Annotated in this window: 20 protein-coding genes and 2 tRNA genes; 19 read left to right on the top strand and 3 right to left on the bottom strand. The window is 45.8% G+C overall.

The window, feature by feature from the left end:
• The first annotated feature begins 79 nt into the window (after positions 1-79).
• The gene (gene phoA, locus PSI17_RS05475) at positions 80-1,516 is read left to right on the top strand and encodes an alkaline phosphatase (protein ID WP_273551006.1); all 1,437 of its coding nucleotides are present in this window, start codon (positions 80-82) and stop codon (positions 1,514-1,516) included.
• A 136-nt stretch (positions 1,517-1,652) separates the two neighbouring features.
• Entirely contained in the window at positions 1,653-1,934 is a 282-nt protein-coding gene (locus tag PSI17_RS05470) for a DUF1435 family protein (protein ID WP_273551005.1), read from the top strand.
• 102 nt (positions 1,935-2,036) lie between these two features.
• Here the strand turns inward: PSI17_RS05470 and PSI17_RS05465 are convergent.
• Positions 2,037-2,123, bottom strand: a tRNA-Leu gene (locus tag PSI17_RS05465).
• 46 nt (positions 2,124-2,169) lie between these two features.
• A tRNA-Leu gene (locus PSI17_RS05460) sits at positions 2,170-2,256 on the bottom strand.
• Positions 2,257-2,311: 55 nt separating this feature from the next.
• Here PSI17_RS05460 and PSI17_RS05455 point away from each other — a divergent pair.
• On the top strand, positions 2,312-2,473 hold the full coding sequence (locus tag PSI17_RS05455) for a hypothetical protein (protein ID WP_273551004.1): 162 nt from the start codon (positions 2,312-2,314) through the stop codon (positions 2,471-2,473).
• Positions 2,474-2,482: 9 nt separating this feature from the next.
• Here the strand turns inward: PSI17_RS05455 and rsmC are convergent, their stop codons facing one another.
• Positions 2,483-3,496, bottom strand: a complete 1,014-nt coding sequence (gene rsmC, locus PSI17_RS05450; protein ID WP_273551003.1) for a 16S rRNA (guanine(1207)-N(2))-methyltransferase RsmC — start codon at positions 3,494-3,496, stop codon at positions 2,483-2,485.
• Between the two features lie 136 nt (positions 3,497-3,632).
• Here rsmC and PSI17_RS05445 point away from each other — a divergent pair, with 136 nt between their 5' ends.
• From PSI17_RS05445 to PSI17_RS05370, 16 genes are all read left to right on the top strand, one after another.
• A complete protein-coding gene (locus PSI17_RS05445; protein WP_045968666.1) occupies positions 3,633-4,043 on the top strand; it encodes a DNA polymerase III subunit psi in 411 nt (136 codons plus the stop codon).
• Positions 4,012-4,467 (top strand): ribosomal protein S18-alanine N-acetyltransferase, encoded by a 456-nt coding sequence (gene rimI / locus PSI17_RS05440; protein WP_273551002.1) that lies wholly within the window; start codon positions 4,012-4,014, stop codon positions 4,465-4,467. The genes PSI17_RS05445 and rimI overlap by 32 nt, the downstream gene beginning before the upstream one ends.
• 269 nt (positions 4,468-4,736) lie before the next feature.
• Positions 4,737-6,326, top strand: coding sequence for a peptide chain release factor 3 (gene prfC, locus PSI17_RS05435; RefSeq protein WP_273551001.1), 1,590 nt, complete (start codon positions 4,737-4,739; stop codon positions 6,324-6,326).
• Between the two features lie 196 nt (positions 6,327-6,522).
• Positions 6,523-6,924, top strand: a complete 402-nt coding sequence (locus PSI17_RS05430; RefSeq protein ID WP_273551000.1) for a BON domain-containing protein — start codon at positions 6,523-6,525, stop codon at positions 6,922-6,924.
• A 395-nt stretch (positions 6,925-7,319) separates the two neighbouring features.
• Positions 7,320-8,507 (top strand): patatin-like phospholipase family protein, encoded by a 1,188-nt coding sequence (locus PSI17_RS05425; protein WP_273550999.1) that lies wholly within the window; start codon positions 7,320-7,322, stop codon positions 8,505-8,507.
• Positions 8,508-9,278, top strand: coding sequence for a TatD family hydrolase (locus PSI17_RS05420; protein WP_273550998.1), 771 nt, complete (start codon positions 8,508-8,510; stop codon positions 9,276-9,278).
• Between the two features lie 340 nt (positions 9,279-9,618).
• A complete protein-coding gene (locus PSI17_RS05415) occupies positions 9,619-10,884 on the top strand; it encodes a NupC/NupG family nucleoside CNT transporter (RefSeq protein ID WP_273551025.1) in 1,266 nt (421 codons plus the stop codon).
• A 105-nt stretch (positions 10,885-10,989) separates the two neighbouring features.
• Positions 10,990-11,769: a deoxyribose-phosphate aldolase gene (gene deoC, locus PSI17_RS05410; protein WP_273550997.1), complete on the top strand. Its 780-nt coding sequence runs from the start codon at positions 10,990-10,992 to the stop codon at positions 11,767-11,769.
• 98 nt (positions 11,770-11,867) lie between these two features.
• Positions 11,868-13,235 (top strand): thymidine phosphorylase, encoded by a 1,368-nt coding sequence (deoA, locus tag PSI17_RS05405; protein WP_273550996.1) that lies wholly within the window; start codon positions 11,868-11,870, stop codon positions 13,233-13,235.
• A gap of 78 nt (positions 13,236-13,313) precedes the next feature.
• On the top strand, positions 13,314-14,537 hold the full coding sequence (deoB, locus tag PSI17_RS05400) for a phosphopentomutase (RefSeq protein WP_273550995.1): 1,224 nt from the start codon (positions 13,314-13,316) through the stop codon (positions 14,535-14,537).
• 86 nt (positions 14,538-14,623) lie between these two features.
• The gene (gene deoD, locus PSI17_RS05395; protein ID WP_273550994.1) at positions 14,624-15,340 is read left to right on the top strand and encodes a purine-nucleoside phosphorylase; all 717 of its coding nucleotides are present in this window, start codon (positions 14,624-14,626) and stop codon (positions 15,338-15,340) included.
• A gap of 725 nt (positions 15,341-16,065) precedes the next feature.
• Positions 16,066-16,644 (top strand): fimbrial protein, encoded by a 579-nt coding sequence (locus PSI17_RS05390; RefSeq protein ID WP_273550993.1) that lies wholly within the window; start codon positions 16,066-16,068, stop codon positions 16,642-16,644.
• A 471-nt stretch (positions 16,645-17,115) separates the two neighbouring features.
• Positions 17,116-19,797, top strand: a complete 2,682-nt coding sequence (locus tag PSI17_RS05385; RefSeq protein ID WP_273550992.1) for an outer membrane usher protein — start codon at positions 17,116-17,118, stop codon at positions 19,795-19,797.
• A gap of 130 nt (positions 19,798-19,927) precedes the next feature.
• A complete protein-coding gene (locus PSI17_RS05380; protein WP_273550991.1) occupies positions 19,928-20,698 on the top strand; it encodes a fimbria/pilus periplasmic chaperone in 771 nt (256 codons plus the stop codon).
• A 115-nt stretch (positions 20,699-20,813) separates the two neighbouring features.
• Positions 20,814-21,377, top strand: coding sequence for a fimbrial protein (locus tag PSI17_RS05375; protein WP_273550990.1), 564 nt, complete (start codon positions 20,814-20,816; stop codon positions 21,375-21,377).
• A 64-nt stretch (positions 21,378-21,441) separates the two neighbouring features.
• Complete coding sequence (locus PSI17_RS05370) at positions 21,442-22,281, top strand: MrpH family fimbial adhesin (RefSeq protein WP_273550989.1); 840 nt, start codon at positions 21,442-21,444, stop codon at positions 22,279-22,281.
• Positions 22,282-22,294: the final 13 nt, after the last annotated feature.

Raw genomic sequence — 22,294 nt, 5'->3', positions numbered from 1 at the left:
ATGACATCGCTATTCTATTATATGGACAACTCAATATGATTATTTTTCATCCCATTCTTCTGATTGCAAGGAAAATCCTATGTCGCGTCATTATGAAAAAAATCGGCTTGCTGCGGTGGTTGCTGTATTGATGTCAGGTGTTATTGCTCCGGCATGGGCCGCCGGTGATGCCAACCACATCATAGGGCAACAGCGTGCAGCACAAGGCAATATTACCGAATTTGGCGGTGCCCGCCGCCTCATTCAAGATCAAACTGAGGCGCTTAAGGCCGCTCTGAACAACAATAAAGCCAAGAATGTGATCCTTTTTATCGGCGATGGCATGGGTGATTCTGAAATTACCCTTGCCCGTAATTATGCCGAAGGGGCTGGCGGATTTTTTAAAGGAATCGATGCCCTGCCATTTACCGGGCAATATACACACTACTCGTTAGATAAGAAAACGCATAAGCCCAACTATGTGACAGATTCAGCGGCTTCCGCCACGGCTTGGGCAACGGGAGTCAAAACTTATAACGGAGCGTTGGGCATTGATGTTTTTGGCAAATCTCATCAATCGCTTTTGGCGTTGGCGAAAAAGAAGGGTAAAGCAACGGGAAACATCACCACGGCTGAAATTCAGGACGCCACTCCCGCGGCTTTATATGCCCATGTAACGAACCGCAAGTGTTATGGCCCAGAAGAAACGGCGAAAAAATGCGCCACGGATGCTTTAGAAAATGGCGGTAAAGGCTCCATTACCGAACAATTGCTGGCAGCGCGTGCTGATGTCACTTTGGGTGGTGGCGCCAAGTCGTTTACCCAACAATCGGTATCCGGTGCCAATAAAGGAAAGACGCTGCAACAACAGGCGCTGGAACAGGGATACCAATGGATAACAGATGCGCAGTCATTAGCGGCCGTCAAAAATGCGAATCAACAAAAGCCTTTGTTAGGCTTGTTCCATGATGGAAATATGGATGTCGCTTGGGAAGGGCCAAAAGCGGTCTATCACGGTAATATCAATGAGAAGCCGGTGAAATGCGCGGTCAATGCTAAATTAGATCCCAACGCCCCTACGCTGGAACAAATGACAGAAAAAGCGATTGATTTACTGAAAAAGAATAAAAATGGCTTTTTCCTGCAAGTCGAAAGTGCTTCGATTGATAAACAGGATCATAATGCCAATCCTTGTGCCCAGATTGGCGAAACCGTCGCCTTGGATAAGGCCGTACAAGTCGGCCTTAGATTTGCTAAAGAGCACGGTGACACTCTCGTCATTGTGACGGCGGATCATGCTCATGCCAGTCAGATCATTGAGCCTGATGTCAAATCACCCGGTTTGACGCGATCACTGATAACCAAAGAGGGTGCAGTCATGACCGTCAATTACGGTAATTCGGAAGGGGAGAAACAGGAACATACCGGTACACAGCTACGTGTTGCCGCTTACGGTCCGCACGCTGCCAATGTTGTCGGTTTGACGGATCAGACAGATCTGTTCTTTACCCTACGTGATGCCATGGATCTGAAATAATATTGACAACGCGGGAAGCTGCCATTCCCGCGTTTTTTATTATGGCCGCTCATTTCTCTGCGATTTATTTTCAGCCTGTAATTAATTTGCTATCATTATTATGATATTGGTAATCATTATCATTTAAGGGGTTGTTATGCTGGCGGCAAGGCGGAATTTAAAATGGGCATGTTGGCAAATGATGACAGGATTCTGGGGAATGCTGGCATTTAGCGTGATTTTATCGGTATTAATTGTATCAATATTAGTCATCACAGGGGCAGAAATCGCCCAATTTAAGGTGAGTATTCAGGGAGCGATGTTGCTTACCGTTGTGCTCTTGTTGCATCGCAGTACGCGTCATTTTCTGTTAATTCCGGCCGGTATTGCCTTTGTGTGCAGTTTGTTTGGCAGCTTTGGCTATCTAGGGTATTTTTGAGTTGAATCAAGCCGAAACTGAGCTAATGCTGAATAAAAAGCAGGTAATAAAGAAGGAAAATTGAGTAAAAAAAAGAAAGGAAACAGAAGAAAAATGGAACAGTGGTGCGAAGGGGGGGACTTGAACCCCCACGTCCGTAAGGACACTAACACCTGAAGCTAGCGCGTCTACCAATTCCGCCACCCTCGCAGGTACTGCCATTTATCTGATTTGTTTAATTGATAGCTATCTGATTTGGTGCGAAGGGGGGGACTTGAACCCCCACGTCCGTTAGAACACTAACACCTGAAGCTAGCGCGTCTACCAATTCCGCCACCCTCGCGTATTCAGATACTATCGCCTAAACGAATAGCATGGGGGCGCATTCTAGAGATTTTATGGCTGGCGTCAATCATTATTTAGTGAGGGAACGTGTGACTGGTGTAAAAATCGGCATATCAATATGGCTGGAGAGGTGTCGTTGGGGAGGGCAGGTAGGAATGCTGAAAAACAGCAATTGCCTGCCCGTTCAACGGGGGCAGGCAAAGCAGGGACACTGACTGTCTGAATTATCTTTTGGTCGCTTGATAGACTTTGAATTTGCCTGTTTGCGCAATGACTTGATGGTTGCCAAAAGCCTTATCCAGCAGAGCAGGATAAGGTAAGAAAGCATTGGCAACAATCCGCAATTTACCGCCGTATTTCAGATGGTTGGGTGCCATACGGATCATATCATCGGCCGCCGCCAAGTTAGTTTTCAAGCCATCATGGAAAGGAGGATTAGAAATAATCCAGTCGAATTTTTCTTCGATGGCAGAATACACATTACTGGTGACCACATTACCTTGCAGCTTATTGGCGTTCAGCGTCGCTTTACTCGATAAGATGGCGGCAGCATTGACATCACTCAGTGTCAGGGACAAATCCGGGTTCTTTTTACCCAATACCGCAGCCAATACGCCGGCACCACAAGCCATATCCAACAGGCTGCCAGCGATGGGGGCATTAAACGTAGAAAGCAGCAGGCGGCTGCCGACATCCAAATCATCTTGGCTAAAGACGCCGGGCAGGGTATTGATGGTGACATCTTCCACTTGATAGCTGTTCCACCAATTGTTTTGATCAAACTGAACCTGATCTGTCAATTGACCATAAAACAGGCTACAACGGCGTGCGGTATCAATTTTACGAAAAGTCGCGATATCTTCCATTAATTTATCAACACTGCGAACACCACTGCGGTTTTCTCCGACAATAAAGATATCAGTGCCGGGTGGCAGAACAGAAAACAGACTGCGTAGCTGGAAACGCGCTTCATTTTTGCTTTTTGGCCAGTAATAAATCAGCGTATCACATCCGCTGATAAATGCGTTATCGGCGACAAGGCCGAAGTGGGCATGATCACCAAGCTGACGGATCAGAGATTGCCAGTGGTGATATTGGTTGGTATGCACCCGCACACTGGCAGCTTCGATTTCTGTTGCCAGATTGTCTTGAAGATCACCGGCAAAGAGCAGGTGATGAGAGCGGAATTGCTCATGATGGCGCAGGATAACTTCGCTGGCCGGGGTTAATACTGACATCTCTGTATAGCTCCTTATAAATCTTTAGCCAAGTATAACCATCAGTGGGCAGAGCTGAGAAGCCATGCTAATTGGCGCAAAGATAAGCCCTCTGATATATTACTTGTTATTTTTATGACAGATGGAATAAAACACGATGACGAAGCGTGACAGATTACTCTCCCAACTGGGGATCACCCAATGGGTTTTGCGTAGCCCTTTGGCTTTGCAAGGTGAATTATCTGTCCTCATCCCTGATTCAACCCGTCTATTGATCATTAGCCATGATCACATTGACTTAAGTCACTCATTATTCGCTGATATTTTTACAGCCATGGGGATCGATGCCTCATCGGTATATTGCATCACGACAAAAGATGTTGAGCTACTTTCGGAATCAATCCACTGTCCAAGCTGGCTGTTAGGGGTTGATATTACCTTATCAATACAAGGGATTTCTTTGAGAAGCCCAGCATTAAATGACTTATCTCTTGATGGGAATGCAAAACGCGCTCTTTGGCAACAAATTTACCATTATGAAGAATATTTCTCTATTAACTCCCGTTGATCTTGCCGCTGCATTTCAAATAGAACAGGCCAGCCATGCGTTTCCGTGGAGTGAAAAAACCTTTTACTCCAATCAGGGAGAGCGTTATCTCAACTATAAGATAACGCAGGGTGACCAAGTTATCGGTTTTGCGATAACGCAATATGTCATGGACGAAGCGACACTTTTTAATATCGCTATTCATCCTGAGCATCAATCACGGGGATATGGCAGGGCCTTGATGGTGCATCTTATCAATATATTGCCTGAAAAACAGATCAATACGTTGTGGCTTGAGGTACGGCGCTCGAATCAATCCGCCATTCGTTTATACGAAGACATGGGTTTCAATGAAGTGTCTATCCGCAAGCATTATTACCCGACGGCGGCAGGCAAGGAAGATGCCATTATTATGGCGTTGCCGTTGTTTGGTGGAGACAGATAAAATTGCGCCTTCGTTTGGGGAACGCATAGGGGTGATAAAACAAATTGAATATCAATGAGTTCACGGGGTTAATTTGATTTTGTACTGTGTTCGGCGTTGTTGAAATCGATTTGGGCAATGAGCCTGACAATCATTGATTGTTTATAGCCTCAAGTTCAGCCAAAATAAGCGTCAATCACGATTAACACGACGGATTTGAAAGCGAAGCGCTGTCAGGGGGTGCTTCCCGAACGATATCAATCCGTGTACAGACTAGAAGATCCCAATTGATGTCAAATTCCCCATTTCTGCATGAAGTCGCGAAACGGCGTACTTTTGCAATCATTTCCCACCCGGATGCGGGTAAAACCACGATTACCGAAAAAGTATTATTGTTCGGACAGGCGATCCAGAAAGCGGGTACGGTAAAAGGCCGAGGCTCTAACCAACACGCGAAATCAGACTGGATGGAGATGGAAAAACAGCGTGGTATTTCCATTACCACTTCCGTGATGCAGTTTCCTTATGCTGACTGTCTGGTTAACTTATTGGATACGCCGGGGCATGAGGACTTCTCGGAAGATACTTACCGCACTTTGACCGCCGTTGACTGCTGTCTGATGGTGATTGATGCAGCAAAAGGGGTAGAGGATCGCACCCGCAAACTGATGGAAGTGACTCGTCTGCGTGATACGCCAATCCTGACCTTCATGAACAAGCTCGACCGTGATATTCGTGATCCCATGGAGCTGATGGATGAAGTAGAAAATGAGCTGAACATTGCCTGTAGCCCGATTACATGGCCAATCGGCTGTGGTAAATCCTTCAAGGGCGTTTATCACCTCTATCTTGATGAAACTTATTTGTACCAGTCTGGTCAAGGGCATACCATTCAGGAAGTTCGTGCCATCAAGGGATTGGATAACCCTGAACTCGATGCGGCAGTGGGCGAAGAACTGGCGAATCAATTGCGCGAAGAGCTGGAACTCGTCAAAGGTGCCTCCCATGAATTTGATCAGGAAGCCTTTTTACAGGGAGAATTGACGCCGGTCTTTTTCGGTACTGCATTGGGCAACTTTGGGGTTGATCATATGCTGGATGGCTTGGTTAAATGGGCGCCGACCCCAATGCCCCGTCAGGCTGATGCCCGTAAAGTGGCCGCGGGTGAAGAAAAGTTCACCGGCTTTGTTTTCAAAATTCAGGCGAATATGGACCCGAAACACCGCGACCGCGTCGCATTTATGCGCGTCGTTTCCGGTAAATATGAAAAAGGCATGAAACTGCGCCAAGTCCGCATTAAGAAAGATGTTGTCATTTCTGATGCACTGACCTTTATGGCCGGCGATCGTTCTCATGTCGAGCATGCCTATCCGGGGGATATTATCGGTCTGCACAATCATGGCACCATTCAGATTGGCGATACCTTTACCCAAGGCGAAGAGCTGAAATTTACCGGCATCCCTAATTTTGCCCCTGAATTGTTCCGCCGTATTCGTCTGCGTGATCCGCTGAAACAGAAGCAATTGCTGAAAGGTCTGGTGCAATTGTCAGAAGAAGGCGCTGTACAGGTATTCCGTCCGTTGTCCAATAACGATCTGATTGTCGGCGCGGTAGGGGTGCTCCAGTTTGATGTGGTTGTTGCCCGCTTGAAGAGTGAATATAACGTTGAAGCGTTGTATGAACCGGTTAACGTCTCCACGGCACGCTGGGTAGAGTGCAGCGATGCGAAGAAACTGGAAGAGTTCAAACGCAAAAATGAGCTGAATCTGGCTCTCGATGGTGGTGATAACTTAACGTATATTGCACCAACCATGGTCAACTTAAACCTGACCAGTGAGCGCTATCCTGACGTTTCTTTCCGCAAGACGCGGGAACACTAATCCCCCTTCTGGGCCAGCTCTCCTGCTGGCCCTTATTATTTATTCTATATATTTATTCTTTTTTAGTTAATTAACAGAATAATTCTCTGGTTTAGTGAAAATTTACGTTATTTTTTGTAAATCTCATTTTATCACCACTGCCTAATTGACATACTGCCTTGGTAAACGTTCAAACTTAAGTTAAGAAGGTGGTAGGATGAAAAATATCAAATTTACCCATTCACTACTGGCTGTTGTCCTAGGCTCGGTATTGATCAGTAGTACTGCTCTGGCAGCCGATATTTCTTCGGGAAAAACCCCGGAGAGTACGGGACAAAAAATCGATAACTCTCTGGATGTTGCAGGGAAAAAAATTGATAGCTCTTTGAAAAGTGCCGATGTTTATTTAGACGACAGTGCCATTACGGCGAAAGTGAAAGCCGCCTTGCTGGAACATAAGGGCATCAATAGTCATCACATTTCGGTGAAAACGGAAAAAGGTATTGTCCACCTTTCCGGTTTGGTCAAAAACAAACATCAAGCGGCGAAAATAGCTAAGATTGTTCATGGTGTGAAGGGGGTTAAATCAGTGAAAAATACCCTGGAAATTAAGCCGTGATCTTGAAGTAAAAAACAGCTATATACTCGTCGGATTGAATATAAATTCAGGCAAGATACATTTATTATCTCTCCGTGTTACGGGGAGATAATAAGTGGTTTGCGTTTTACCAGCTTAAAAATAACCAATATTGTGAATAGAGTGGCTGATAAATAGAGCCACTCTTTTTATTTCTTTTCCTCCAATAACCTCTTGTTAAGCGATGAGATTATCTCACCGGAAGGTTATTCGCTGGCAATTTGCCATTTTCATATCGATTTAACGATTGATGCTTAATTGGGGCATTTTTTTATAAAAATGTTACAAGCAAGTTGTTTGAGTAACGATATACTGATAGATATTCAGCTAATGTGTTATGGCATGGTGGTGTCATTAACGTTCAAAGGGAGAGAAGAGTGGGGAAACATATTCCAATAACATTGGGTAATATAGAACCTTTAGCCTATAAGTCACCGATAAAACTTGGGAAAATTGCACTCGTTTGTGAAGGTGGTGGTCAGCGAGGTATTTTTACCGCCGGTGTTTTGGATGAATTTCTCCGGCTTGGCTTTAATCCATTCGAACTGTTCCTTGGAACATCGGCGGGAGCGCAAAACCTTTCTGCCTATATTTGCGGTCAGAAGGGATATGCGCGCAAGGTCATTAACCGTTATACAACCGACCCGGCTTTTTTTAATCCATTGCGTTTTGTGCGCGGTGGGCATTTGATCGATTTAGATTGGTATATTGATACCATCTCCGAGCAGTTGCCTCTCAATATTTCTGCTGCAATGCGTCAGTTTGATGCAGGACGTGAATTCTACATGTGCGCTTGCCGTGCTGATAATTTTGAAGCGAGCTACCTGCATCCGGATGAAAAAAATTGGATGGATATTATCAAAGCCTCAAGTGCCATTCCGGGGTTTTACCGTAATGGGGTTACGCTGGGTGATATTGTTTATCAAGATGGGGGGATTTGTGATGCGATCCCCGTACAGGAGGCTTATCGCCGCGGCGCGGAGGCTATCGTTGTGATCCGGACAGTCCCTTCACAACTCTACTATACGCGTCAGTGGTTCAAGCGCATGGAGCGCTGGTTAGAGGCCAGTAGCCTGCAAAAGATGGTCAAAATGCTCAACCTCCATGCACGAAGTTACCGTAAGACACAGAAGTTTATCGAAAATCCGCCGGGTGATGTGCAAATCTTCGAAATCTATCCGCCGGCACCATTGGCTGCCATGGCATTGGGAAGCCGGCTGAGTTCACTAAATCAGGATTATCATTTGGGACGGCGTTGCGGACGATATTTTCTGGCAACGATTGGGCACACGTTTGTTGGCGGAAAATTTGGCGATGCTGAACGTAAAAGTTATGGGGTATGCCGTCCGGGGTTAAATGCTGATAGCGTCAATCACCATTGTTTTCGCAGAAACCATTTTCTGAACCACGGCAATCATCACCCGATAGTGGAATCAATCGTGGGATCAATCGTGGGATCAATAGCGGAGTCCTCCACACTTGATGTGATGGAAAACGATGTGATGGAAAACGGGCAAACGACAGACACTATCATGATGAATAATTTGGATAACCCGGATAATTAGATGTTTATTGATACCCATTGCCATTTTGACTTCTTTCCTTTTGCGGGGGATGAAATAGCCAGCCTGCAACAAGCCAGACAAATGGGCGTGGAAAAGATGATCGTTCCCGCGATAAGCCAAATGAATTTCCAGCGAGTCTCTGCGCTGGCTGAGACTTATTCCCCAATTTATGCCGCATTGGGTTTGCATCCACGCTATATTGCCGAACACCAAGAGGCACATTTAGATGAGTTGGCGCAGAAACTACAAGAAAAAGAGGCTAAATGTGTCGCGGTAGGCGAAATTGGCCTTGACCTTTATATGCCAGATCCGCAGTTTGATAAGCAGAAAAGCCTGTTGGCAGCGCAGTTAAAACTCGCGAAACAACATGATCTGCCGGTGATACTCCATTCCAGAAAAAGCCATGATCAATTGGCGGCAATATTGAGAAAACACAAGCTACCACGAAGCGGGGTTATTCATGGTTTTGCGGGGAGTCTATCCCAAGCCCAAGCCTTTATTCGCTTGGGTTTTTACATCGGTGTCGGGGGAACAATAACCTACGACAGGGCACAAAAGACACGCCATACCATTGCACAATTGCCGCTGTCATCTTTAGTCTTGGAAACGGATTCGCCTGATATGCCGTTGTCGGGGTTTCAGGGACAGCCAAACCGACCCGAAAGAGTTGCACTGATTTTCTCTGCGTTGTGTGAGTTGCGTCAAGAAGCGCCAGATGAAATTGCCAATCAAATTTATCAAAATAGTGTCACGCTATTTGCATTGGGTTGAGTGACATCACATCGGTCTTAGCGAGTCATTTGAAAGATAAGGGAATAATAAACATTAATAATGTTTAACTTACATTCCTCGCCTGTTTATCCTCTTTTTTACCTTTTTCTCCGTTAAATTAATTAATCCCCCCGAAACAAAATGGTTTTCTGTGACGAAGGTCTCATTTTTTGTTTTTATGTTACTTTTTGCTGTAGTAATTTGTGATGTTAATTGCTTGTTCTTTTTTAGTCCTAGGTATAATCGGCTCGCACACAATGTCAGTAGGAACTTATAGGATAGCTGACATATTTTCTTATTATTTATTCAGTGAACAGGGATTCTTCCAATGCAACTCCTCATGAGCCTGATCGGGATGGTAGTGCTGATTTTTATCGCAGTACTCTTCTCCAGTAACTATCGAGCTATTAACATCCGTACCGTCCTAGGCGCCTTTCTGATTCAGATTGCTGTTGGGGCATTTGTACTTTATGTACCAGCCGGTAAAGACGTTCTGGAGGGAATTTCGGCAGGCGTTTCCAATGTGATTGGATATGGACAAAAAGGAACTGATTTTATTTTTGGCGGCCTGGTTTCCGACAAAATGTTTGAATTGTTCGGCGGTGGCGGCTTTGTTTTTGCCCTGCGTGTGCTGCCAGTGATTGTCTTCTTCTCATCACTGATTGCGGTGTTGTATTACATGGGCATTATGCAGCTTGTCATCAAAATATTGGGTGGCGGACTGCAAAAATTATTGGGCACCTCACGGACTGAATCTTTGTCTGCAACGGCGAATATTTTCGTCGGTCACACCGAAGCGCCTCTGGTTGTACGCCCGTATATTGCGACTATGACCCAGTCTGAGTTATTCGCCGTGATGTGTGGTGGCCTGGCTTCGGTTGCGGGGTCCGTGCTGGCGGGTTACGCGCAAATGGGCGTGCCATTGGAATACCTGATTGCGGCTTCATTTATGGCCGCACCCGGTGGTTTGCTGTTTGCAAAACTGATGGTGCCGGAAACAGAAAAAACGCAGGATACCGTTGATGCGATGTCGTTGGTTGCGGCGGAAGATCGTCCTGCTAACGTGATTGATGCGGCGGCATCGGGTGCGTCAGCCGGTATGCAGTTGGCCTTGAACGTCGGCGCAATGCTGTTGGCATTCACCGCATTGATTGCTTTGCTGAACGGGATGTTAGGCGGTATCGGCGGCTGGTTTGATTATCCGCAATTATCGATGGAACTGGTTTTAGGTTGGGTTTTCGCACCTATCGCTTACCTGATCGGTATTCCGTGGAATGAAGCCACCATCGCGGGTTCTTTCATCGGTCAGAAATTAGTGGTCAATGAATTCGTGGCATTCATGAACTTTGGTGAGTACCTGAAAGCCGATGATGTCGTTCAGGCTGCGGGTCTGCAAGTGCTTTCTGACCATACTAAAGCTATCATTTCTTTTGCCCTGTGTGGTTTTGCCAACCTGTCTTCTGTGGCGATCCTGCTGGGTGGCTTGGGAGGGATGGCACCAAACCGTCGCGGTGACATTGCCCGTTTCGGCTTGAAAGCTGTCTTGGCCGGTTCACTCTCTAACTTGATGAGTGCAACCATTGCCGGATTCTTCCTCTCGTTGTAAAACGCCGGGAAGCAGGTATCAAATTGAGTGCAGGTGAGATTTCTCACCTGCTTTTGTTTTTCCTAAACTGATTCAGTCACGATAATAATACCGTTGGAGAGTTTTATGACCGATTTAACCACCACCGCTCAGCGTGCGCTGAGTCTGATGGATTTAACGACACTGAATGATGATGATACCGATGAGAAAGTGACAGCGCTTTGTCATCAGGCCAACAGCCCGGCCGGACAGACCGCGGCTATCTGTATCTACCCGCGTTTTATTCCCGTGGCACGTAAGGTATTACGTGAACAGGGAACCCCTGATATTCGCATTGCGACGGTGACCAACTTCCCGCATGGCAATGATGATATCGGCATTGCACTGGCTGAAACCCGTGCGGCCATCGCCTATGGTGCTGATGAAGTGGATGTGGTTTTCCCTTATCGCGCATTGATGGCCGGTAATGAGCAAATTGGTTTTGACTTGGTTAGCACCTGTAAAACGGCCTGTGCTGAATCGGGCGTCTGGCTCAAAGTTATTATTGAAACCGGTGAACTAAAAGACGCGGCGTTGATTCGCAAAGCATCGGAAATCGCCATCAAGGCGGGTGCCGATTTTATCAAAACGTCAACCGGTAAAGTGCCTGTTAATGCGACGCTGGAAAGTGCTGAGATTATGTTGAGCGTGATCCGGGATATGGGCGTCGCTGATAGCGTCGGTTTTAAACCGGCGGGTGGCGTGCGTACCGCCGAAGAAGCGGCACAATATCTGGCGCTGGCGGAACGCATCATGGGAGACAACTGGGTTGATCCCCGCCATTTCCGTTTTGGTGCCTCCAGTTTGTTGGGCAGTTTACTGACCACGCTCGGATACCAAAGCCAAAAACACCGTAGTGGTTATTGAGATCAATAATGACTGATTGCATGCATACTAAGATAGTGTGGCTAAGATAGTGTGCATCACTGCCGTTCTTTTCAGATAATGATGATTGGGAGGTAGCTTTGTTTCTGGCACAGGAAATTATCCGCAAAAAACGTGATGGTCATCCATTGCATGAAGAAGAGATACGCTTCTTTATCAACGGCGTCCGCGATAATACCGTTTCCGAAGGGCAAATTGCCGCACTGGCAATGACAATCTATTTCCATGATATGACGATGGAAGAACGTGTCGCACTGACACTGGCGATGCGTGATTCGGGGACCGTTTTAGATTGGAAAAAATTAAATTTACCCGGCCCGATTGTTGATAAACACTCGACAGGCGGCGTAGGGGATGTGACCTCCCTGATGCTTGGCCCCATGGTGGCGGCTTGTGGAGGATATGTGCCGATGATATCGGGACGTGGCTTGGGGCATACCGGAGGAACGCTGGATAAACTGGAGTCCATTCCCGGTTTTGACATCTTTCCCGATGAGCACCATTTCCGCGATATGATCCGCAATGTGGGCATTGCCATTATCGGGCAAACCAGCGCACTGGCACCGGCGGACAAACGCTTTTATGCGACGCGCGATATTACGGCAACCGTGGATTCCATCCCCTTGATTACCGCCTCTATTTTGGGTAAAAAACTGGCCGAAGGGCTGGATGCGTTGGTCATGGATGTGAAAGTGGGTTCCGGGGCGTTGATGCCGACCTATCAACAATCGGAACAGCTGGCCGAAGCCATTGTTGAAGTCGCCAATGGTGCGGGGTGCAAGACTACGGCACTTTTGACGGATATGAATCAAGTGTTGGCATCCAGTGCGGGCAATGCGTTGGAAGTGCGTGAAGCCGTCCAATTCTTGACGGGGGAATACCGTAACCCCCGGCTATTTGAAGTCACGATGGCGTTGTCTGCTGAAATGCTGGTTTCGGGTCATTTGGCTATCGATCGTGACGAGGCATACCGTAAGTTACAGGCAGTACTGGACAGTGGCAAAGCGGCGGAAATATTTGGCCGCATGGTCGCCGCCCAGGGAGGGCCGACTGATTTTGTCGAAAACTACGTGCGTTATCTCCCGACTGCGGAATTCAGCAAGCCGGTATTGGCCGGGCAGCTCGCGGAAAAAACGGGCATCGTTGCAGGAATGGATACCCGTGCCTTGGGGATGTCTGTTGTTGCATTGGGCGGGGGACGGCGTAAGGCGACAGATACGATTAATTACAGTGTGGGGCTGAGTGAGATCGTTGCATTGGGCACAAAAGTGAATGCGGATACACCCTTGGCAATGATTCATGCCCGCAATGAGCATGACTGGCACGAGGCCGCAGAAGCCGTGCGCAGGGCTTTTGTTTTTGAAGAAACCGCTTTTAAAGAAACCGTTTTTAAAGAAAGCGAAACGCAAGCCACCACACCGATGGTTTATCGTCATATCAGTGGATAAAACATACAAGCATTGAAACCGATTTTAATTAGCTGGCAGTTTCCGCATTGAACGCGTGAATTGACGCAGGAGAAAATTATGAAACGTACATTCATCATGGTATTGGATTCCTTTGGTATCGGTGCAAGCGCTGACGCAGAAAAGTTTGGCGACAAGGGATCTAACACATTAGGACATATTGCAGAACAATGTGCCCGTGGTGAGGCTGATATCGGCCGTAAAGGGCCACTCCACCTGCCAAACCTGAGCCGGTTGGGATTGGGCAAAGCAACAGAAGAATCTTGTGGTACTTTCCCGATTGGCCTGGATAAAGAGGCCGAAATTATTGGCGCTTATGGTTATGCGAGTGAACTTTCTTCTGGTAAAGACACGCCGTCAGGCCACTGGGAAATTGCGGGTGTTCCGGTTCTGTTTGACTGGGGTTATTTCCGTGACGAAGAGAACAGCTTCCCGCAGGCATTGCTGGATAAACTTGTCGAACGGGCAAATCTGCCGGGTTATCTGGGTAACTGTCACTCTTCCGGTACAGTGATTCTGGACAAACTGGGTGAAGAACACATGAAAACCGGTAAGCCGATTTTCTATACCTCTGCGGATTCTGTTTTCCAGATCGCTTGCCATGAAGAAACTTTTGGCTTGGATCGTCTGTATGAGTTGTGCGAAATCGCGCGTGAAGAGCTGAATATCGGTGAGTATAACATTGGCCGCGTGATTGCCCGCCCGTTTGTGGGTGATCAGGCCGGGAATTTCCAGCGTACCGGCAACCGGCATGATTTGGCCGTTGAACCGCCAGCCCCGACCGTCCTGAAAAAACTGGTCGATGAAAAGCAGGGGGAAGTGGTTTCCATCGGCAAAATTGCCGATATCTATGCGAATGTCGGGATCACCAAAAAGGTCAAGGCGACGGGCATTGATGCCCTGTTTGATGCTTCATTGATTGAAATGGCACAGGCCGGGGATAACACCATCGTATTTACCAACTTTGTTGATTTTGACTCTTCTTACGGTCACCGCCGTGATGTTGCCGGTTATGCGGCCGCGCTGGAGTTATTTGACCGCCGGTTGCCAGAAATGCTGGAGCTGGTTAAAGAAGACGACATTCTGATCTTAACGGCTGATCATGGTTGTGACCCAACTTGGCCGGGTACCGATCACACGCGTGAACATATCCCGGTACTGGTTTACGGGCCGAAAGTTAAATCCGGTTCATTAGGGCATCGTGAAACGTTTGCCGACATGGGTCAGACCGTCGCGAAATATTTCGATCTGACACCGATGGATTACGGTAAAGTGATGTTTTAATTTCTGGGGGAAACCAACAGGTTTCCCCGTTTCCGTCTATTCATTTTCATCTATTGTGATTCGTAATAAAAACAAGGAAATAAATTATGGCCACCCCACATATTAATGCTGAGATGGGCGATTTTGCTGATGTTGTTTTGATGCCAGGCGACCCATTACGTGCAAAATACATCGCGGAAACGTTCTTGGACGATGCCCGTCAGGTTAACAATGTTCGCGGTATGCTCGGTTTCACCGGAACTTACAAAGGTCGTCGCATCTCGGTCATGGGCCACGGAATGGGTATTCCGTCTTGCTCTATCTATGCCAAAGAGCTGATCACGGAATTTGGTGTGAAAAAAATCATCCGTATCGGTTCCTGTGGTGCGGTCAGCAAAGACGTTAAAATTCGTGATGTTGTGATTGGCATGGGAGCGTGTACCGATTCCAAAGTAAACCGCCAGCGTTTTAAAGATCACGACTTCGCGGCTATTGCTGACTTTGAGCTGGTTCGTCATGCGGTGGATGCGGCTAAAGCGAAGAATGTTAACGTGCGTGTCGGTAATATCTTCTCTATCGATCTGTTTTATACGCCAGACCCTCAGATGTTTGACGTCATGGAAAAATACGGCATTCTGGGTGTTGAAATGGAAGCCGCAGGTATTTACGGTGTTGCTGCTGAATTTGGTGCCAAGGCATTGACGATTTGCACTGTTTCTGACCATATTCGTACTGGCGAACAAACCACTGCCGAAGAACGTCAACATACATTTAATGACATGATCGACATTGCGCTTGAATCCATTTTGATGGGTGATAATTAAAAAAGCGTCAATAGTTTTGGTGTTTCATTAAAAAATCATCAGCCCTTTCCATTATTGGAAAGGGTTTTTTTTGTTTATATCGCATCCAAATTTATCGCTATTATAAAGAATAGGTCTTGGTTATTTATTTAATAGACCTCTTTTTTTTCTAATTTGATTAGAGAATGAATAAAAATAAAAAATATACTTAACACAATTTGAACGATTATTTTAAGTGATATTTCGAGGTGATAATTAGCTTGGTAGCTATTTTATTTGGATGAAAACATTGGTTTTATACTGAAACAGGTAATTTTAATGATAATAAAAACCAAATGTGATGGTGATAACAGGATAATAAAATACGCCTGCCTTTCAGGAAAATAAAATAGAGCAATAAAGCAACGCCAATTAAGATGCTGAACTGCTAAACATTTTTCGATATAACTCAGGGAAATAATCTAAAATTAAAAGATTATTAGTAAAATATCCTACTCATAATCAGCACTTTTTTAAAAAACTCATATTTTATATGATGTTAATGAACATACGCAGTTTTATCCGCTGAAATTTGACTTAAGGTTTATTCTGTAGAATGATATTGCCGATTTGGTTTATTTTGATAGCACATGATTTATGTCAAAAAACTAAATAATCCTTTGCCTAAGTGTCAGAAATTAATTTCTGGGCTTCGGCTCCCTTTTGGTTATTAATATCGATTTTACGATTAAAGGAATAAGTTAATTATGAAACTTAACAAATTGGCGCTGGTTCTGGGTTTTGGTGTAGCTTTAACTGCGGGTGCGGCAAACGCGGATGACCAAACTCGACCACAAGAGACAAAAGTAGTTAACCAAGCACAAGAGACAAAAGTAGTTAACCAAGGTAGCGGTACCGTTAAATTCACCGGTTCTATCATTGATGCACCTTGCTCAATCAGAAACACCAATGTTGAAGTTGATATGGGTGCCGTTTCGAATGTTGCTCTGAAAGATGGTGGCCGTTCAGCTTCAACTCCTTTCAAAATTGAATTAGTGGGTTGTACTTTTGAAACTCAGAAAAGTGTGAAAACCACTTTTACTGGCCCAGAAGCTGATGAGAAAGGCTTGCTGGCGATTGAAGGTACAGCACAAGGTGCCGCAATCGCAATTACTAACCACGGTAACAAAGTCATTCCATTGGGCACTGCGTCAGACAACATGTCCCTGCATTTAGGCAACAATGATCTGAACTTTGCTGCGCACCTGAAAGGTCTGAATAGTCAAGGTGGTGTGAAAGCGGGTGATTTTACTGCTATCGCAAACTTTGTTTTAAACTACCAATAATATTGCAATCAAGCTGATCATTTTTAATGCTTGAATATCAGGAAGTTCATTTTAACCATTTGCCTTGACCCTCCTGATAATATATTTAGGGTATTTCTGGGATAGAACGTGTTAGTAAAGTATGACTACAATAGTCTGTAATAAGATCTATTTTATTGATGCAGGTCAATATTATTCATGATCGAATAAACAGATTGTGTCATTAACAAAATAATCCCAATGGCAGTCAATTGAAATACCCTTTCTTATTTACTCTATGAAACATAAACAGAGAACGTAACATATTACGGATAGGCAGGACATGCGGTTATCTCTGCAACTCCAGTATCGGTCAGAGTCCTCAATTGAGATCGATGAACTTTAATGACGCCATGTATGAGGTAAGAACTCCTGTGCGCTTACAGACTTCGCCGTATCAAATAGCGCTAAATTCAAACTGGATTATTAACGATTCATTGTTCAGAGGATGCTATGGCTTTATTTTCAGATTTTATGAGTCATGATTTTTTATTTGGTAATAGAAAAACAATCAGTCATAAAAAAGCAAACCGTAAGAGAGACAATACCTTCAATAAAAATAGTGCAAGTAATAAAAAGAAGATAGCGAATAAAACAAAAACAGAACACTTAATCTTCGGCGTTAAACCTCTTTCAGTTCTCGTACTGTTTGCCTTATCCGGCATTCAGGCCGCACATTCCCGATCATCAATCGAATTTAATATTGGGGCACTGGATGTCAGTGAGCGTACCAATATTGATTTGGATAAATTTGCCCGGGCAGGTTATATCATGCCGGGCAACTATATGATGGGTGTCCGGGTGAATCAGAATGAACTTTTGGATACGTATTCTATTGATTTTATTGCACCGCCTGATGATCCAACGGGCAGTGAAGCCTGTGTGTCCCCTGAATTAGTCAAACAAATCGCCCTGAAACAGCAATGGGTAGAAAAGTTAGGTTGGCAGAATGAAGGTCAGTGCCTTGATCTCAATACCTTGCCGGGTTTGTCAACCCGAGGTGACCTGACGACTTATACGCTGTATTTAATCGTCCCTAAAATTTATCTGGAATATGATTTGCCGGACTGGGACCCTCCTTCACGTTGGGACAATGGTGTCCCCGGATTACTGTTTGACTATAACGTTAACGCACAAACCACCAAACCGAATCACGGCAGTAGTAACCAACAGGTCAGTGCAATCGGAACCGCCGGCATGAATCTCGGGGCGTGGCGTTTTCGGGCTGATTGGCAAGCCAGGTATCATCGTTTCAAAACTCAGGATAATGATAAATCCGGGGATTCTGCTGGAAGAGAACGTGACTGGGATTGGAGTCGCTACTATGTGTATCGTGCGATCCCACGGCTGGAAGCGAAATTGACACTGGGTGAGGATTACCTCAATTCCAGCCTTTTCGATAGTTTCCGTTACACGGGTGCCAGTTTGGTGACGGATGAAAATATGTTGCCACCGAATTTACGTGGATATGCACCGGAAGTCACCGGCGTAGCACGGACGAATGCCAAGGTGACGGTGAGCCAGCAGGGAAGGGTACTGTATGAAACTCAGGTCGCTTCCGGCCCTTTCCGTATTCAGGATCTGAGTGATGCGGTCGCAGGAACACTGGATGTCAGGGTCGAAGAGCAAGACGGCGGCATACAGGAATTTCAGGTCAATACCGCGACCATCCCTTATCTGACACGCCCCGGTCGCATACAGTACAAATTTGTTGCCGGTCAATCCACGAATGACCGGCACCGTCGTGAAGGCCCGGCATTCGGTCTGGGGGAATTCTCGTGGGGAATTAACAATGGTTGGTCGCTGTATGGCGGCTTGTTGGCGGCGGGGGACTATAACGCCCTGTCACTGGGGGTCGGCCGCGACCTGATGATGTTTGGTGCACTGTCGTTTGATGTGACGGAATCAAGGGCAAAATTACCGGGCGAAAACAAAACCCTGACAGGCGGATCTTATCGTCTCAGTTATTCGAAACGTTTTGATCAATATAATAGTCAGGTGACCTTTGCCGGATATCGCTTTTCTGAGCGCAACTTCATGAATATGGGGCAGTATATTGATCGCCGTTATCGCAACGTTTTTTCCGATAGCGGTAAAGAGATGTATACCATTACGTTCAGTAAACAATTTACGGATATCGGCCTTAACACCCATTTTGACTATAGCCATCAAACTTACTGGAACCGGCCAACCAACGATCGCTATAACCTCTCGTTATCCAAATACTTGGATATTGGGCGTTATAAAAATATTAACGTCAGCTTGTCGGCTTACCGTAACAATTTTGACAATAAAAAAGATGACGGCATGTACCTGAACCTTTCTATTCCGTGGGGTGAGCGTGGCACGCTCAGTTACAACGGTATGCTGAATCGTCAGGGGAATGCCCATACCGTGGGCTATTTTGATCGTATTGATGATCGCAATAACTATCGTATTTCAGCCGGGACGAATATCGACGGCAGGGCATCCACTGACGGCTATTACAACCATTATGGTGACAAGGTGTTACTCACTGCCAGTGCCAGCCACCAGAATGGCGGCAATACGACGGCAGCACTTGGCCTGCAAGGTGGGGTGACGGTCACGACAACAGGGGCTGCCCTGCACCGTACCAACCTGCCGGGTGCAACCCGCCTGATGGTCGATACCGAAGGGGTGAGCAATGTTCCTATCCGGGGATTCGGTTCCGCGGTACATACCAACTACTTTGGTAAAGCGGTGCTGGTCGATGTGAACAGCTACTATCGCAACAGTGCGAATATTGACTTAGATAACTTACCCGATGATGTCGAGGCACTGCGTTCCGTTCAACAGGCAACATTAACGGAAGGCGCAATTGGTTATCGTAAATTCCAGGTCATGTCAGGCATGAAAGCAATGACGAATATTCGGTTACCCGATGGTTCATCCCCGCCTTTTGGTGCGTCTGTGGTCAATGCGGCGCAACGTGAAATCGGGATTGTCAGTGATGATGGACATGCTTATCTGAGTGGCATCAATCCGGGGGAAAAACTGAACGTGCATTGGGACGGACGCGCCCGGTGTGAGATTACCGTGCCAGATGAAATAACCGCAGGATCTTTAACTTCGCTTTTACTGCCTTGCCAGTTTTTAACAGGTGATAGTCAGTAAATTGTAAATAAATGATCCAAAAATTCATTATTTAATAACGTATTATATTTGTTTGATTTGAAAAATGCCGCGACTTGCGAGTAGCAGCAATATCAACATAAGTCTCTTTTGAGCATGAGCAAATGACACTATGAAACTGAAAAATATTCTAATGATAACCGCCATGATGGTCACTGGCTTGATGTCAGTTCATCAGGCCATGGCCGCGATAGCCTTGGATCGCACTCGCGTGATCTTTAATGGCAATACCAAATCCGTCAGCCTGAACATTGAAAATCAGCATCTTGATTTGCCCTATCTGGCGCAGGCATGGCTTGAAGATGAGAAGGGAACCAAGATCAATGGCCCACTGGTGGTGGTTCCGCCCGTACAGCGAGTTGAAGCTGGCGCAAAGAGCCAAGTCAAAATTCAGGCCCTGCCGACGATAGCCCAATTGCCACAAGATCGGGAAAGCTTGTTCTATTTCAACATACGTGAAATTCCCCCCCGCAGTGAAAAAGCGAATGTGCTGCAAATCGCCTTGCAAACGCGGGTCAAACTGTTCTATCGCCCGGAAGCGGTGATTGCACGCCGTATTGATCTTGATAACCCGTGGCAGGAAAAACTCACGTTAACCCGTGAAGGTAATCAATATGTGGTGCATAACCCGACACCGTATTACGTCACTATTTCAGAAGCATCGAACAAGGTGAATGGTAAAAGTGCAGAGGATTTTCAGCCGGTGATGCTGGCACCCAGAAGCAGTGAAAAACTGGGTGGAACAGTCAATTCATTCGGGAATGCCCCCGTCTTGACCTATGTTAATGATTATGGTGGACGCCCACAGTTAATATTCAACTGTGGTAACAATAGTAGTAGCAATACTTGCACAGTAACCAAAGCGGTGACGGGTGAAAGCTGATTGCATTGTGCGGATACGCCATTAACCGAAACATTGGCGGGGTATCCGCACAGAATTAGCCGGAATGGGGTGCGTTTTTTCGGCAATAGATTGGATAAGTGTAGGGTAAATAATAATGAATCCGTTGAGCATCAGGTTATCCCGATATGTATTGCCAATGCTATTTTTGTTTGGCATGGGTCACCAGCAAAGTGCCTATGCACAAGGTAGTCTGCTTAAGAATGTCAGGATTACGCTAACTGTACTTGCTCCGACTTGTTCGATTAAGACAAAAGATCGCAACATCGAAGTGGATTTTGGCAATGTCCTTAACAACGATCTTTATCTGAAACACCGGACAGAAGGGCAAAGATTTCATCTGTACTTAGAGGATTGTGATCCTCGTATGATAAAGCGCCTGAAAATCAAATTCTTGGGAGAACCAAGCCCAGAGCTGCCGGGGCTGCTAGCGGTGAGAACCAATGGAAACCTTCGTGGTATTGCCATTGGAATGGAAAAACTCGATGGTACGCCGATGCCATTTAATAAAACCAGTGAATTCCCGTTATTAACCAATAGCACTGAGAATGTGATCCCATTCCGGGCGTATATACAAGCTGCCCCCCGCGTGATCCAAGATAAAACGATGGGTGTTGGTCAATTTACGGCAATCGCGACGTTTGAAGTTAATTACGACTAGTCAGGCTGACTGGTTTTTCCTCCACGATCTTTCGTCAAAGTTTGATGTTATTGGAAAATAAGTTATGCGCTCTATTAAGAAATCGTTGTTGAAGCTGGCTGTCCTGTTGTGTTTAGCCAGTACCACCTATGTTTATGCCGGGGCTTATGTGATGCCGGTTGATACAGTGCCATCAGGTAACCAAGCGGTCACGACCATGGAAATTATTGCTTGGACAGAGGAAGAAGGGATACCGAATCCCTGCTATAGAAATAAACCATGTTATGTCGGCCCAGATGTTCTGTATAAGAATAATAATCGGCCGGGAATGCAAGGTTCCTGCGAAGAGGCAAGAGTATGTTTGAACGACGCAGAAAATTACCGGACAACTGCTGACGTGATGCGAGCCTATAAGCGCAAATTTGGCATTCCTAAACAGGTTACCTTTACTATCATGACCAAAGATGCGGATTGTATCGGTTTGTTTTATACAAATCATATCTCTTCGGGATATGGTTATGCGCAACAATTTCCGAATTCCACTTGCAACAAAATGCCGCCGCCAAATCAAACTTGTAAGCTCGATTTACCTTCTGAAATTGCTTATGGGGAATTAACCGCCAAGGAAGTGAATAATGCGACCCGCACAATTATCGGTTCAGTTAGCTGTGCCCTTTCTAGCAGTAGTATTACATTGCGAACCACAGTAACTAATGAGAGAGAAAGAATTTATCTTGATCCTGATAAGCAAATATATGCGACCTTGTTGATTAATGGAAAAAATACAGAAAATGGTGTGAGGATTGAGGTTAAAGAGAAGTATGAGGAGAAGAAGTTCGAGCTGACTTCAATATTGCACACGCCAATATTACCCAAAGCCGGTAAATATGAAGGTGTTGCTGTCGTTCATTTAACTTATTTATAACTATAAACCGAGA

This window comes from Xenorhabdus sp. IM139775 (assembly GCF_028598745.1).
Lineage (GTDB): Bacteria > Pseudomonadota > Gammaproteobacteria > Enterobacterales > Enterobacteriaceae > Xenorhabdus.
The sequence above is the reverse complement of the archived record's forward strand: the minus strand, read 5'-3'. Positions and strand labels throughout refer to the sequence as shown.

Excerpts from the sequence above, each read along its gene's own strand:
- PSI17_RS05455 (WP_273551004.1), top strand. The coding sequence starts at position 2,312 with ATGGCTGGCGTCAATCATTATTTAGTGAGGGAACGTGTGACTGGTGTA.
- PSI17_RS05380 (WP_273550991.1), top strand. The coding sequence starts at position 19,928 with ATGAAACTGAAAAATATTCTAATGATAACCGCCATGATGGTCACTGGC.
- PSI17_RS05415 (WP_273551025.1), top strand. The coding sequence starts at position 9,619 with ATGAGCCTGATCGGGATGGTAGTGCTGATTTTTATCGCAGTACTCTTC.
- PSI17_RS05390 (WP_273550993.1), top strand. The coding sequence starts at position 16,066 with ATGAAACTTAACAAATTGGCGCTGGTTCTGGGTTTTGGTGTAGCTTTA.
- PSI17_RS05385 (WP_273550992.1), top strand. The coding sequence starts at position 17,116 with ATGGCTTTATTTTCAGATTTTATGAGTCATGATTTTTTATTTGGTAAT.
- PSI17_RS05430 (WP_273551000.1), top strand. The coding sequence starts at position 6,523 with ATGAAAAATATCAAATTTACCCATTCACTACTGGCTGTTGTCCTAGGC.
- deoD (WP_273550994.1), top strand. The coding sequence starts at position 14,624 with ATGGCCACCCCACATATTAATGCTGAGATGGGCGATTTTGCTGATGTT.
- PSI17_RS05370 (WP_273550989.1), top strand. The coding sequence starts at position 21,442 with ATGCGCTCTATTAAGAAATCGTTGTTGAAGCTGGCTGTCCTGTTGTGT.
- PSI17_RS05420 (WP_273550998.1), top strand. The coding sequence starts at position 8,508 with ATGTTTATTGATACCCATTGCCATTTTGACTTCTTTCCTTTTGCGGGG.
- phoA (WP_273551006.1), top strand. The coding sequence starts at position 80 with ATGTCGCGTCATTATGAAAAAAATCGGCTTGCTGCGGTGGTTGCTGTA.
- PSI17_RS05375 (WP_273550990.1), top strand. The coding sequence starts at position 20,814 with ATGAATCCGTTGAGCATCAGGTTATCCCGATATGTATTGCCAATGCTA.
- rsmC (WP_273551003.1), bottom strand. The coding sequence starts at position 3,496 with ATGTCAGTATTAACCCCGGCCAGCGAAGTTATCCTGCGCCATCATGAG.
- PSI17_RS05470 (WP_273551005.1), top strand. The coding sequence starts at position 1,653 with ATGCTGGCGGCAAGGCGGAATTTAAAATGGGCATGTTGGCAAATGATG.
- PSI17_RS05445 (WP_045968666.1), top strand. The coding sequence starts at position 3,633 with ATGACGAAGCGTGACAGATTACTCTCCCAACTGGGGATCACCCAATGG.
- rimI (WP_273551002.1), top strand. The coding sequence starts at position 4,012 with ATGAAGAATATTTCTCTATTAACTCCCGTTGATCTTGCCGCTGCATTT.
- deoB (WP_273550995.1), top strand. The coding sequence starts at position 13,314 with ATGAAACGTACATTCATCATGGTATTGGATTCCTTTGGTATCGGTGCA.
- prfC (WP_273551001.1), top strand. The coding sequence starts at position 4,737 with ATGTCAAATTCCCCATTTCTGCATGAAGTCGCGAAACGGCGTACTTTT.
- deoC (WP_273550997.1), top strand. The coding sequence starts at position 10,990 with ATGACCGATTTAACCACCACCGCTCAGCGTGCGCTGAGTCTGATGGAT.